The organism is Pontibacter brevis (assembly GCF_054779655.1).
Window position 1 is genome coordinate 86,441 of sequence record NZ_BAAGXV010000032.1, and the last position, 13,977, is coordinate 100,417.

Genomic DNA, 13,977 nt, shown 5'->3' on the forward strand with positions numbered 1-13,977 from the left:
TATGGACAGTAACTTAGCAGCTAAAGCATCGCTTGACGATATCGTCTTTGAAGGACGAAATAAAGCATACGGTGCCTACCTACTTCGAAAACTGTACAACAATCATATCACGAAAGCCGCTATCATTGCCACAGCTCTATTCCTTCTTTTTGTCAGTTTACCACTGATAGCGAAGATGATAGAGGGCGAAGAAGAGGAAGTAGTGGTTGAGCGTATTGTAACAGAAGTAGACCTGGCTCCACCGCCACCAATAGATGAGGCTACGCCGCCGCCGCCGCCGCCGCCACCACCAGATCTTCCACCACCGCCACCACCAGTGCGTGCTACAGTAAAATACACGCCACCGGTAGTGAAGCGTGATAACGAAGTAGCGGAAGAAGAAGAAATACCTGATGTGGAGGTACTAGAAGAGGTAGACGCGGGTATAGAAACAGTAGAAGGAGACCCAGATGCTCCAGTAGACCTTGGCGAGATAGACGGTACCAGCGATGTGGTAGCAGAAGTTGTAGAGGAAAAGCCTTACACGTATGTTGAGCAGATGCCAACTTTCCCAGGTGGAGAGAGTGAAATGCTTAAGTACTTAGGTAAGAACATCCGTTACCCTGCTGCTGCACAGCGTGCCGGAATTGAAGGTATCGTTGTACTTTCTTTCGTAGTAAGCAGAACAGGAGAGATTTCCGAAATCGAAGTTATCAAGAAACTTGGAGGAGGAACTGACGAAGAAGCTGTGCGCGTTGTGAAGTCAATGCCGAAGTGGACACCAGGTAAGCAAAATGGTAGAACTGTACCAGTGCGCTATACCCTTCCGGTTCGTTATACAATTAAATAAGCATATAAGCTTAAGAAGAAGCCCAGTCATTTCTGACTGGGCTTTTTTTGTGTCTGCAGAATAAATAGTCGACATGCATACTATTTAAAATATAAAACGTATATTATCTAAAGAAAATAAAGAAACAGAACGAAAGAGACATATGCGATTAAGAATATAAACTTTAACCTAAAACCAGCAGCCCATGAAAAAGAGCTATTTTTTAAGCACGACCTTTAACAACGTTGTGTTCGAGGGAAGAAATCAGGCGTATGGCGCCTATGTATTGCGCCGGGTCTACAGCAAGCACATGACACTTGCAGCCATAATAGCAACAGCTATATTTTTAGGGGCACTGGTCGGTCCGCTAGTGGAAAGCATCTTTTTTTCTGAACAGGTTACATATGTAAAGCCCACCTATGATATTAACGAGCCCTTTGTTATAGAAATACCAAACCTGCCAAAACCGCCAGAGTTGCCTAAAGAGGAAGTGGCACCTGTAGCAGCAGAACAAGAGAAACAGGTAAAGACAGAAAGATTTGTCACTCCCAAAGTTGTAGAAGACAATGAGGAGGTAAAAACTTCGCCAATGCCCGATCAGGATATACTGAGTAAGGTAAATATAGGTAAGAATACCATAGAGGGAGACATTCCTGAAACACCGTCTACAACTATAGATGAAATGCCAACAGCAGGAACCGGAACAGGAGAGACAATAGAAGAACCTGCCGAATTTATACACGTGGAAGACATGCCGGAGTTTATTGGGGGAGACAAAGCACTTTTTGCCTATCTGAGCAAAAAGATGCGGTATCCTGGCGAGGCGCAGCGTGCAGGAATAGAGGGTATAGTCGTGGTAACATTTGTTGTAGCGCAGGATGGTGCCATTACTAAAGCAGAGATTGTGAAGGGCTTAGGGTACGGAACTGAAGAAGAAGCGCTGCGCGTTATAAACAGCATGCCACACTGGAAGCCCGGAAAGCAGAACGGAAGAACTGTACCTGTAAGATATACTTTACCAATAAGGTTTAGCATACAGTAAGCAGCAAAAAACAGAGAAGATGCAGAAGCAACAAGTGGAGTTTTGTTAGCTTCTGCTTTCTTTTTATATGCAATTGATTTATTTTTATGGGTTAAATAATAAGCACGACTACAGGAACGTAAAACATGCTGAGACCAAAAGGAGACGATAACAAACCACCAAGAAGCTTTTATAGTAAATTTGCCCGCATCTTTGGCCTATTGATGACACTGGTCTACGTTGCGCTCGGCCTGTTTATCTTGTTTGCCGCGGAAAACCTAAACCGGAGTATTGGCGTTGAGGTGAGATACTTTTTAGGTGCGATCTTGATATTATATGGAATTGTGAGATTTGTAAGGGTATATCAGAACTCAACACGGAACAGAAACAACAGATATGAAGATTAAAGCATATACTATCCTACTAACAGCGAGTGTGGCTGGGTTATTCTCTTGTGGTAATTCTTCTGATACTACGTTAAGTACACCAACCTCAGGCTACACAAACATAAGTGTAGATGAGTCTTTCCAGCCTATTATAGAATCGCAGGTAAACACATTTGAGGGTATTTATAACCGTGCCGATATTGAGGCTGCTTATAAGCCAGAAGGCGAAGTCGTAAAAGACCTGGTGAACGATACCACCAGAATAGCCATACTTTCAAGGGAACTGACACGTGAAGAAGTGGCAGCAATAGAGCAGAAGAAACGTATTCCGCGCACTACCCGCATAGCCGTTGATGCCGTTGCACTTATCACCAATCCAAACAACCCGGACTCACTGCTAACATTAGATGAGGTAAAAGACATCTTTAACGGGCGGGTGAAGAACTGGAATGAAATTGAAAGGGGTACTAAATCAGGTGAAATCACGATAGTATTTGATAATAACAACTCAAGCACTGCTCGCTATGTACGCGATTCGCTGATAACAGACGGTAAGCTCCCACAGAACACTTTCGCCGCCAACTCACATGAGGCTTTGATTGACTATGTGGCACAAAACGAAAATGCATTGGGCGTAATCGGTGTGAACTGGATCAGCGACCTTGATGATTCAACAGCTATCGGCTTCCTGAAAAGAATAAAAGTAGTAGGCATAAGCGAAGATCCAGCTCCTTTAACAACAGAAAGCTTTTATCAGCCATATCAGGCATACATAGCACAACAGGTTTACCCTCTTCGACGTTACCTGTACGTGATTAGTACTGAGGGCCGTACAGGCCTTGGCACAGGATTTGCATCATTCCTTGGAGGAGACCAGGGACAACGCCTTATATTGAAATCAGGACTTGTTCCTGCCACTATGCCAGTACGGGTAATTGGATTAGGGAACCAGTAGAAACGGCATAGAAATTGATAATTAAACAGCAACAAACAACTAAACTTTAATACTGATGACAAAAAACTGGAAGTATATTGCCCTTATGGCGGCTGCTTTTCCTGCTACAGCAGCTTTCGCGCAAACAGGAGATGCTGGTAGAAGAGCAGTTGACCTGGAACGTTACGAAGAAGCAAAATCTATCTATAAGAGACAACTAGGAGACAAGAATGCAGCAGACAGAGCTCATTTTGCTCTTGGTGATATCTATTTGAGAACTGGGAATACAGACTCGGCAGCTTACTACTTTAACCAGGGTATTGCCAATAACAAACGGTCTTATATTAACCACGTAGGTCTTGGTAAACTTGCCTTACAGCAGGGTAACAAAGCAAAAGCTGAGCAGGAGTTCAACCAGGCCCTCAGCGGTAGAGGTAAGAAAGACGCTTATGTTCTTGCTATGGTAGGCGATGCTTACGTAAATGCACCAAATGCTACTGAAGCAGAAATCAACAAAGGCATTGATTATCTAAAGCAAGCATTGGAGCGTGACCGTAATAATGCTCTAGCCAACGTTATTTTAGGAGATGCTTACCTAAAGCTTAAAAAAGGTGGCGAGGCTATGAGTAGCTATGACAGGGCTATCCAGTTGGATGATAAGTATGCAACTGCCTACCTGAGAAGGGGACAGTTATATACCAGCTCACGTAACTACAACGAAGCAGAAGAAGCATTTAAGAAGGCAATTGAAATTGACCCTAACTTCGCTCCTGCTTACGGCGACCTTGGTGAACTATATTATTTCGCTGGTCAGTACGACAAGGCCCTTTCTACCTTCCAAAAATATGTAGATATGGCAGAAGATACTCCGGAAACCCGTGCTAAGTATGCTTCTTTCCTGTTCCTGACCAAGAACTACGATAAAGCTTTGCAGGAAGCAGAGCAGGTACTGCAGAAGCAGCCAAATAACACGGTAATGAACCGTTTAAGAGCTTACTCTTACATGGAGTTAGGCCAGCCAGAAAAAGCGCTGCAGGCAATAGAGGAGTATATGCAGAAGGTGGACCAGAGCAAGTTGATCGCCGAGGACTATGAATACTATGGCCGAATTCTGAACAAGAATAACCAGTCGCAGAAAGCTATTGATAACCTCGAGAAAGCGCTGCAAATGAATAATGCAAATGTAGAATTATATGCTGAGTTGGCTAATGCGTATGCAAAAAACAACCAGTACGACAAGGCTATCGAGGTTTACGAGAGAAAGCGTGCGAACGTAGAACCTAGCAACGCAGACTATTACTACATGGGTAACATCTATATGATGGCCGGTGAAGAAAAAGCAGCAGCAAACGATAGAGCCGCTGCAAATGAGTTCTTCAAGAAGGCTGATGAGACCTATGGTAAGGTAACGGAAGCTAACCCTACCTATGCTTACGGCCACTTGTGGAGAGCGCGGGCGCAGGCCAGCCAGGACCCAGAAACTGAACAAGGTTTGGCGAGACCTCATTACGAGGAGTTCATCAAAATTGCCGGTGAAGATAAAGATAAGTATAAGAGAGACCTGATTGAGGCTAACTCTTACCTAGGTTACTACTACTACCTGAAAGGTGAAAGAGATAATGCTATCAAGTATTGGCAGGAAGTGAAAACCTTAGACCCTGCTAACCCTCAGGCAGAAGCCGCTCTTAATGAAATTGGGAAAAGCGCGAAGAAAAAGTAATAACCGTTAGCAAAAACAAAAAAGCCTGCTCAACTTGAGCAGGCTTTTTTGTTTTATGTCCCGTCCTGAAATTAATTAGCTGAATCAGTTAAAAATGGAAACAGAAGACAGAGAAAAAAGCAGGCGCACACAAAGGTGTAAGCGAGATGGGCAAACCCACAAACAAGGCCAGAAGAAGTAAGTATCTGTCAAAAGCACAGGCCTCTTATACCATTTTAGACTTTGTGCTATGCATACGCCGCTCTACAATTCTTCCCAAATTGACCTAGCTTTCCAGAAAAATTAAACCCCAATTATGCCGTATCACAATTCATGGTTAGCCATTTATGACAACCATTAATTACAACTTGAAAGAAAGATAGTTTAAAGCTTTTCTGTTAAGAGCCCTGTAGTTGCTGCGGTGCTGAGCTAACTCAGCACCGCACACATGAGCCAAAGAGGTGTCCTTCCCCGGCAGCTTCAAATTCGCAGCACGAGGCGGGAAGGTCAAATGGCTCAAAAGATGTGGAATACAAAAGAACTTACTGCCCTTCGTACAACTCCCATTTAGCCAGTACGGCAGCGAAATCCTCAGGTAGCTCCGTTTCAAACTGCATCATTTGCTTGGTAGCAGGATGTTTGAAACCAAGGGACTTGGCATGCAAGGCCTGCCTTGGCATTACCTTGAAAGCATTTTCTACAAATGATTTATAGGTACCAGTTGGGGAGCCGCTCAGAATCTTATCGCCACCATACATGGCATCTGAAAAAAGAGGATGGCCTATGTACTTCATATGCGCCCGTATCTGGTGCGTCCTCCCTGTTTCCAGGTTGCATTGTACCAACGATACATACTTAAAGCTGCGCAGCACCTTATAATGTGTTACAGCATGTTTGCCATAGTCTCCTTCAGGGTAAACAGCCATTACCTTCCTATCCTTGGCACTGCGTCCTACATGGCCTGTAACAGTACCTTGATTATCTTTGGGAACCCCCCAGACTAATGCATAGTAGGTACGCTCAATGCTATGGTCAAAAAACTGTTTTGCCAGGTAAGCCATACTGTAGTCTGTCTTGGCAATGACCAGCAGGCCTGAAGTATCTTTATCGATGCGGTGGACAAGTCCCGGCCTCCCTTCTCCGTTTCGGGATGTAGGCAGGTTCTGGAGGTAATAGGTTAATGCGTTTACAAGCGTGCCGGTCCAGTTGTTATAAGCGGGATGTACCACCATTCCTGCCGGCTTATTCACCAGTAGCAACTCCTCATCCTCGTACATAATGTCCAGCGGAATATTCTCCGGTACTACATCGGTATCACGCGGCGGCTCTGCCAGGGTAATGGTTATAACATCCTGTGGCTTTACCTTGTAGCTGACCTTAACCGGCTTCTGGTTTACCTGCACCGACTCAGAGCGAATAGCACCTTGTAACTTATTGCGGGTTACGTTGGGCAGGCGGTCCATCAGGAACTTGTCCAGGCGCAGCAGTGCCTGCCCCTTGTCCACTACAATGCGGTGATGCTCATAGAGCTCGTCCGAGTCTTCTGCATTCTCTTCTGTTTCAGTATAATCTATCACGTGAATCAGGTATACGAAAGGTTCAAACAAAAAAAGAAAGCCGAAGTATACACATCGGCTTTCCTGTACTTATTAAAGAAGTTAAATTTATTTGTTCTTCTTCTTTGCTGTGTTCGTTTTAGCTGGAGTAGTAGTGGCAGCTGGCTTTGTCGCAGCTGGCTCTGGCGTCTGCTGCGCTTTAGCAGGATCAACACCTAACTTCTTTAGAACAATTGGAGAAATGTCGCCATCTTCCGGACCAGCAAGTAATGCCTGGTTGCTGATAACGTAAGTATAGCCATTCTCTTTTGCTACGTCTTTGATAGCTTTGTCAATCTTAGCGATTACAGGATCTACCAGAGACTTCTCCTTTTGCTGTAAAGAGGCCTGCGCACTGCGCTGAAACTCCTGGATAGAGCTGTTCAGGTTCATCAACTCTTTCTCTTTGTCGTCGCGCACTACTTTATCCATTGTTGCGGCACTTTTCTCATAAGCCTGCAGCTTTGTCTCGTATTCAGCATACTTTGTCTTAAGCTGATTTTCAAGCTGTGTGCTGTGTGTTTTCAGCTCAGACTCGATTTGCTTGCTTTCAGGCATCTGTAGCAGGATGTATTCTACATTTGTATAACCAATTTTAAGCGGCTGGTCGCTGGTCTGTGCGAAAGACGCAAAGCTTATCAGTAAGAACGCTGCTACTAATGTTTTAATCTTGTTCATCATTGGTTGGAAAATTAGTAATATGTTAGTTTTAGTTAGTTGTTAGACTTCTTTTTATTTCCTTTTACAGCAGGCTGCGTTTCCTGTTGTTCCTCAGTACCTACATCCGGTAAGTTAGCCGGATCGTCTACAATACTGTTTGCCGGTGTCTGGCCCGGCTGGTTTTTTCTGTCTGATGCTAAGCCTAGCTCCTCTAATACATACTCTGTATAGTCGTGTACCGGGTTTGTATAAATCATCACTAAATCGCCTGATTTATCAAACATTATCTGAACACCTTTCGACTTCGATACTTTTTCGACAGCTGTGAACACTTCGTCCTGTACCGGCCGCATCAACTCCTGCCGGCGCTTAAACATCATGCCTTCATATCCAAAAACCTTTCGCTGATAGTCACGCAGCTCATTATCTTTTTTGGTTATTTCAGCCTGCCTCTTTTTCTTCATCTGCTCTGTAAGCAGCACTTCTTCCGCTTTATAATCCTGCTTCAGCTTGTCTGATTCCTGCTGCAACAGTTCTACTTCTTTTTGCCAGGCAGCGGCGTATTTGTCCATTTCCTGCTGCACTTTATTAAAAGCAGGCATTTTACTCAGGATAAAGTTTGAGTCAATATAGCCAATCTTCTGTGCATGCGAAACTGACGCTAATAAAAAGCCTGCTACAAAGACGAACAAAAACTTTCTCATACTAATTCCTTTGGATTAACGTATCTGCTGTCCAATAATAAAGTGGAACATGCCCCGCTTGCTTGGATCCCCAACTCCAGCTGGCAAATCATCTAGTCTCCAGGCATAGTCAAACCCAAGCAATCCGAAGGCCGACATAAAAATCCTAGCACCTACACCCACTGAACGATAAAGCTTAAATGGATTGTATTGCGCATAAGAACCAAAGTTGTTACCTGCCTCCAAAAACGCCAAACCATAAATCGTTGCAGCTGGGTTAGGTGAAATCAACTGACGCGCTTCAAACACAAACTTGTTATAAGCTATACCACCAGCATTCAGCAGTGCTGTCTCGTTTGTGTTGACAACTCTTTCGTCATCATAACCACGTAAGCCGATGTACTCTGTTCCCACAAAAATATTACCTCCACCTAAACCGGCTCCACCTAACTTAAATCGCTCAAACGGCCCAAGCTCTTTATCCTGGCTATAGCTACCAAGGAATCCGAAATGTGCTCGTGTATTCAATACCAAATTCCCTGCCAAGTTTATGAAGTAAGAGGCATCAAACATCCATTTATGAAATTCAATGTACTCTGTAGGGTCTATATTCTCTGCAATTTGCGAGTAAGGTGGCGTCATGTTAACGCTCAGCGTAAACGAAGATCCTCTTCTAGGGAAAGTAGGATTGTCAATGCTGGAGCGCCCTAAGGTGTTGGTAAGCGAAATACTGTTGGATAAACCATTTGTCAGACCACCGATATTGTAGTTACTCACATCGTAGCGGTTGTAAGACAGGGAATGGTTCATGTAGAAAAAGTTATCCGGCCAATTCAACCTTCTACCCAAGCTCAGAGCTGCACCGTCTACATTCAGGCGGCTTTCTACCTCCGCACCAGGGAATCTTCTTATCGTTTTAAATAAACTGGCTGTTAGAGAGTTCGCCTTGCGGCCACCCAACCATGGTTCCGTGAAAGAAAGTGAGTAGGACTGGTAATATCTACCGTTTGCCTGCACGTTCAGCGATAATCGCTGCCCATCGCCTGTTGGCACTGGCCTCCACTCAGACAGGTTGAACATCTTACGGGTAGAGAAATTGTTCAGGGTAAGGCCTACCGTACCTACGGCACCAATCGGACCACCCCATCCGCCTGAAAGGCTTATCTGGTCGTTCGGGCGCTCTACAACACTGTAATTAATATCTACTGTACCTTCTGCCGGGTTTGGAACCGGGTTCAGACCAATAGTTTCCGGGTCAAAGTAACCTAAGGCAGCCAGTTCATTTCGCGTTCTAATCAGGTCGTCGCGGCTGTACTTCTGGCCCGGCAGCGTGCGTATTTCGCGCAGAATCACATGGTCACTGGTTTTGTCGTTGCCTGTGATGGTTATCTTGTTGATAGTTGCCTGTGGGCCTTCCGTTACGCGCATCTCAATGTCAATCGAGTCACCTTCCACGCGTACTTCTACCGGGTCGATGTTAAAGAACAGGTAGCCGTCGTTCTGGTACAGAGCAGACACATCAATACCTGCCGGGTTGTAGTTCAGGCGCTTGTCCAGTTCCTGCTTGTTATACACATCCCCTTTCGAGATGCCTAGTACCCGCGACAGGTAAGCATCGTCGTAGATGTAGTTACCATTCCAGGTGATATTACGGTAGTAATACTGCTGCCCTTCCTCTACTGTAATGCGGATACCGAGCCTGTCATCGCTGATGCGGTACACAGTATCTGAAACAATGGTTGCATCACGGTAGCCTTCTTTGCTATAGAAGTCGAGCAGGAGTTGCTTGTCGTTTTCGTATTCGGTGCGGTTATACTTAGAAGAGGTGAAGATTTTATACCACTTCTTCTCTTTGGTCTTCTTAAGCTGGCGGCGCAGTTTTTTGTCAGCGAATGCCTCGTTGCCCTCAAAGTTGATTTCAGCAATCTTTACTTTGTTGCCTTTGTCAACATGAATGTTCAGCATCACACTGTTAGGCAGTGTCGGGTCAGGACGCTGCGTAATATTTATCTTCGCATTCAGGAAGCTTTTTTCAAGGTAATAGTTGCGGATAACATTGCGGGTGCTGTTCAAAACCGCATCCGTAACAATTTTACCTCTCTGCAACGGCACTTTATCACGGAGGGCCTCTGCCTGAGACTTACCTATGCCTGAAAAACGGTATTCAGACAAACGTGGTCGCTCTTTCAGGTCAAAGGTGAGGTAAATCAGGTCTCCTTCTGTGCGGGCGAGCACTTCCACATCACCCAGGATGCCTTGCTGCCACAATTTCTGGATGGCGCGGCTGATATCTTCCCCAGGTACTGTAATCTCATCTCCCTCCTTCAGGCCTATAACAGAAAGCAGCGCTACAGGCTCTAAGAACTTGGCCCCACTTATCTCAACGCCCCCAATGCGGTATTGCTTTGGCTCGGAATAATCAAGGGGAGATGTTTGAGCAGGGTTATTTAATACTTGAGAAGTGGCCGTACCTGCCAAAAGCATAAATACGAGCACCCAGATAAATCTTGTCATTAGTGTTTTTATCACTTTATAATTTGTTCACTTGTCTTACCGAAGCGTCGCTCACGGTTCTGATAAGATATTATTGCCTCATAAAGTTTCTCTTTCCTGAAATCAGGCCAAAGCAACTCTGTAATGTAAAGTTCAGTATAAGCTAACTGCCACAACAGAAAATTGCTGATACGTTGTTCCCCGCTGGTGCGGATAAGCAACTCAGGGTCAGGCATTCCTGCCGTAGATAAATGCTCAGCCACAGTAGTTTCATTTACTTCGCTGGTCTGTAATTTACCCTCCGCCACTTCTCCAGCTATTTTCTGCATGGCCTGTGTAATGTCCCAACGGCCACTGTAGCTGAGGGCAAGCACCAGCGTCATGCGCGTGTTTTGTTTGGTAAGCTCTATGGCCTCCAACAACTCGCGCTGGCAAGCCTGTGGCAAACTAGCTGTGTTGCCTATCGTTTGCAGGCGAATGTTATTTTTATTGAGGGTAGCGGTTTCTTTGCGAATGGTAGACACCAGCAGCGTCATCAGGGCAGTTACTTCTGCCTTAGGACGTGACCAGTTCTCTGTGGAAAAAGCATAGAGGGTAAGATACTCTACCCCCAGTTCAGCTGCACCTTCCACAGTGTCGCGCACTGCTTTGATAGCATTCTGATGGCCAAATATCCGCAGCCCCCCTCTTTGCTTTGCCCAACGCCCGTTACCGTCCATGATAACGGCTATATGCCTTGGTAAATTGCCTAAGTTTACGTTCTCCTTAAGATTCATTAAAACCCGTTTTCCTCGCAAGTTACAAAAAGCATCATAATTTTGTGACACATTGCAACTTAATCTAAGAGACCGGGCTTTTTCTTGTAAACGGGAGGGCAGTTGTTGCGGTAGAATGTATAGGAGATGCTGACACCGTTGTAGTAGTACCAATCGTTGTCGTAGGGGTTAGCCAGGTGGGCTGGTTCATCCTTTGTGAGGGAGTCAATATTATCTGTAAAAAGCTTACGCGCGCCGAACTCCAGACCCAGGTTCCAGTGCTTACTCAGGGCATACTTTATCCCCAATCCGAAAGGAACAGAAACGGCAATTCTCGTGTCGAAAGGCTGATTCAGCACATTCCCTTCCTCGCTACGGCCTTTTGTGTGTTCATCGGAGTAAAGCTTTGTATTGTAAACCAGGCCTGCCACCCCGATAAAGAGGTAGGGAGAAATGCGCGGCTTCATCTTAGGGTCGTAATAGTCAAGGAAGTTATACTCCATTACTCCTGATAGCTCTAACAGGCTGAGGCGGAGCTCTGCCTGCCGGTACGCATGGTAGGGACGGTCATCCGCATAGGATTCATCAGTAAAGGTGTTGCTGTCTACAATGCGATGACTTCCCATTAACCCGCCTCGAAGCGTAATGGCGTTCGACATATCACGACGGTAAAATACGGTGAGTGCAGGTTGGTTGTTAAGCACACGGTAGTTAGGGGAGAGTTCTCCTTTATAATTTGCCCCCCCGATACCTACTCCAATCTCTGAGGTAGTAACAGGATCCTTGCTTTGTGCATAAGAAGCGTAGCCAAAAAAAGCACTCCCTATTTGCAGTATAAGACAAATAAGGAGTGCGCCTTTAAAATTATGTAATGCCATGTAATTATTAGCCGGGTTTAGTTGAGCAACGAAGCGTCCCCAAATATATTATCTAAACTTCGGACTTCTGATACGAGGTGTTAAAATATAATTCAGCGTAATGCCTGTGGTGATATACCAATCATCGTCTGAGGCGTTGCCCCGCTTATTGTTTTTAGCAGTACCAAAACCCGGCACAATTCTATAAGGTGTACCACTTGGGTCCGGAATAGTGTTAAAACCGGACTCACCGCTCCTGTCATGCAGGATAGTTGCTGCCACCGGGTTTTCGCCGCCACCGTTCAGGATATCGGACTTATTGGCAAAAGATCCGCTGGAATCATCCAGGTAATCAGTAAAGGTCTTTCTCCAGCCTATCTCAATGTTCAAGTCCCAGTTTCTGTCGAGCTTGTAGCGCACACCCAAACCAAATGGAATAGCGATTTGCACCCGGCTATATGGGTCTGGATAATTCTCGCCATTCAGGGCATACTGTCCTTCGGTACCTAAAGGCTGTAATTCGTACCATCCGGTCGGAATATCGTCCGCTGGAGATAAGCCTTCACGCGACCCATTCTCATAGTATGCTTTCGGGTTATGATGAAAAACAGCTACGCCAAAAAATCCGTAAGGCACAAAGTCCGGACGGCGTCGATATGTCTGGCGGTTCTCGAACAGGTCGATGATGGCAACGGCACTTAATTCCTTGATGTCATTTCTGAACGAAAGGTTTCTCATGAAACGGCCCGCGTTCTCACCTTCGTCCAAAGAAGCACTTAACCTGTCATCGCCCATAATGCGCCCCCAATGGAAAGCCCCTCTGAAGGACACACGGGGAAAGTAGCGGTAAGTATAGCTGATGCCAACATTGGGCCTTGTAGACTTGAAGCGAAAGCTTGTAAAATCCGGCTCCGGCACAATGTCACCGAAATAGTTCGTAGCGCCCAACGTTAAACCCACAGAAGCGTACCGCTTACGTTGTGTAAAACGCTGTGCTTCGGCATCAATGGCAACAAGGGTAAGCGTAAAAACAAGCAAAAGCACAAGAGTACATAATCTCTTCATAGTAATCGAAATCTAAAGTATGGTATCAGCTTTATCACTCTGCCTCAGGTTGATGTTTACCAACCTGGGGTGTAACAAAAATAAGGATAAAACTGAATTAAGTAAATTTATATTAAATATATTTAATATTACTTCATAATATTATTCCTTTTATCTAACCCCCAATTGAGTTTACTGCGCAGCGTCGAGAGAAAGTTGACATGATGGAGCTTTACAAGCCGGGCTGAGAAGTTCTCACGCCGCACCGCTAACTGTACATTCATGTCAACAGCAGTAGAACGTGAATCCAACGAAGCAAGATAAGCACTGCTGCGTCCTTCCACTTCAAAAGATATCACACTCCTGTCTGACACTATCATGGGCCGAACATTGAGGTTATGTGGACATACGGGTGAGATCACGAAATTGTTGGTCTGGGGGAGCACCAAGGGCCCTCCGCAGCTAAGGGAATACCCTGTGGAACCTGTTGGTGTTGCGACCACTAAACCATCAGCCCAATACGAGTTCAGGTACTCTCCATCTATGTACGTGTGTACCACTATCATGGATGAGGTGTCTCGTTTTAGTACACTAAACTCATTCAGCCCAAAGTTGATACCGTCAAACACTTCCTGGTCAGAATCCACTCGTATCAAAGCTCTGTCGTCGAGGGTGTAGTGCCCTTTGTAAAGCGCATCCAGTGCAACATTTATGCTATCGTATGGTATGGTAGCCAGAAAACCCAAACGCCCTGTATTGATACCCAGGATCGGGATCTGCTGCTCTCCCACATACGTTACTGTATCGAGCAGAGTGCCGTCGCCTCCAATGCTGAGCACCACATCCACGTCCTCGAGTTTGTCGCCCCTGCTAAAGGTTTGAATACCGGTAGGCAGGTTCAGGGTGTTTTTAAGAAACAGGTGGAAGTGTTCCACCAGCAACAAATCAGCTTTCCGCCGCTGCAACTCATCGAAGAGCATCTGGATAAAAGGTGCGATGGTATCACTAAAAGGTTTTCCAAGTATAGCTATTCTCATCGTTG

At 45.4% G+C, this 13,977-nt stretch carries 12 protein-coding genes; 4 read left to right on the plus strand and 8 right to left on the minus strand.

Annotated features, from left to right (window positions below):
* Position 1: 1 nt before the first annotated feature.
* The 4 genes from ACYVB1_RS10980 to ACYVB1_RS10995 all read left to right on the plus strand — a co-directional run bounded on the left by ACYVB1_RS10980 (position 2) and on the right by ACYVB1_RS10995 (position 4,869).
* Positions 2 to 829, plus strand: coding sequence for an energy transducer TonB (locus ACYVB1_RS10980; protein WP_460923622.1), 828 nt, complete (start codon positions 2 to 4; stop codon positions 827 to 829).
* 184 nt (positions 830 to 1,013) lie between these two features.
* Positions 1,014 to 1,850 carry an energy transducer TonB gene (locus ACYVB1_RS10985; protein ID WP_460923623.1) on the plus strand — a complete coding sequence of 279 codons (837 nt, stop codon included), beginning with the start codon at positions 1,014 to 1,016 and terminating at the stop codon, positions 1,848 to 1,850.
* A 375-nt stretch (positions 1,851 to 2,225) separates the two neighbouring features.
* Complete coding sequence (locus ACYVB1_RS10990) at positions 2,226 to 3,170, plus strand: PstS family phosphate ABC transporter substrate-binding protein (RefSeq protein ID WP_460923624.1); 945 nt, start codon at positions 2,226 to 2,228, stop codon at positions 3,168 to 3,170.
* Between the two features lie 55 nt (positions 3,171 to 3,225).
* Positions 3,226 to 4,869, plus strand: coding sequence for a tetratricopeptide repeat protein (locus ACYVB1_RS10995; RefSeq protein WP_460923625.1), 1,644 nt, complete (start codon positions 3,226 to 3,228; stop codon positions 4,867 to 4,869).
* A gap of 521 nt (positions 4,870 to 5,390) precedes the next feature.
* Here ACYVB1_RS10995 and ACYVB1_RS11000 read toward each other — a convergent pair.
* From ACYVB1_RS11000 to ACYVB1_RS11035, 8 genes are all read right to left on the minus strand, one after another.
* Complete coding sequence (locus ACYVB1_RS11000; protein ID WP_460923626.1) at positions 5,391 to 6,425, minus strand: RluA family pseudouridine synthase; 1,035 nt, start codon at positions 6,423 to 6,425, stop codon at positions 5,391 to 5,393.
* 87 nt (positions 6,426 to 6,512) lie between these two features.
* Positions 6,513 to 7,124, minus strand: a complete 612-nt coding sequence (locus ACYVB1_RS11005) for an OmpH/Skp family outer membrane protein (protein ID WP_460923627.1) — start codon at positions 7,122 to 7,124, stop codon at positions 6,513 to 6,515.
* Positions 7,125 to 7,156: 32 nt separating this feature from the next.
* Positions 7,157 to 7,807 (minus strand): OmpH/Skp family outer membrane protein, encoded by a 651-nt coding sequence (locus tag ACYVB1_RS11010; RefSeq protein ID WP_460923628.1) that lies wholly within the window; start codon positions 7,805 to 7,807, stop codon positions 7,157 to 7,159.
* A 15-nt stretch (positions 7,808 to 7,822) separates the two neighbouring features.
* Positions 7,823 to 10,300, minus strand: a complete 2,478-nt coding sequence (gene bamA / locus ACYVB1_RS11015; RefSeq protein WP_460923629.1) for an outer membrane protein assembly factor BamA — start codon at positions 10,298 to 10,300, stop codon at positions 7,823 to 7,825.
* An 11-nt stretch (positions 10,301 to 10,311) separates the two neighbouring features.
* A complete protein-coding gene (locus ACYVB1_RS11020; RefSeq protein ID WP_460923630.1) occupies positions 10,312 to 11,055 on the minus strand; it encodes an isoprenyl transferase in 744 nt (247 codons plus the stop codon).
* Between the two features lie 59 nt (positions 11,056 to 11,114).
* Positions 11,115 to 11,912 carry a type IX secretion system protein PorG gene (porG, locus tag ACYVB1_RS11025; protein WP_460923631.1) on the minus strand — a complete coding sequence of 266 codons (798 nt, stop codon included), beginning with the start codon at positions 11,910 to 11,912 and terminating at the stop codon, positions 11,115 to 11,117.
* 48 nt (positions 11,913 to 11,960) lie between these two features.
* Entirely contained in the window at positions 11,961 to 12,956 is a 996-nt protein-coding gene (locus ACYVB1_RS11030; protein ID WP_460923632.1) for a DUF6089 family protein, read from the minus strand.
* 128 nt (positions 12,957 to 13,084) lie between these two features.
* A complete protein-coding gene (locus tag ACYVB1_RS11035) occupies positions 13,085 to 13,972 on the minus strand; it encodes an NAD kinase (RefSeq protein WP_460923633.1) in 888 nt (295 codons plus the stop codon).
* Positions 13,973 to 13,977: the final 5 nt, after the last annotated feature.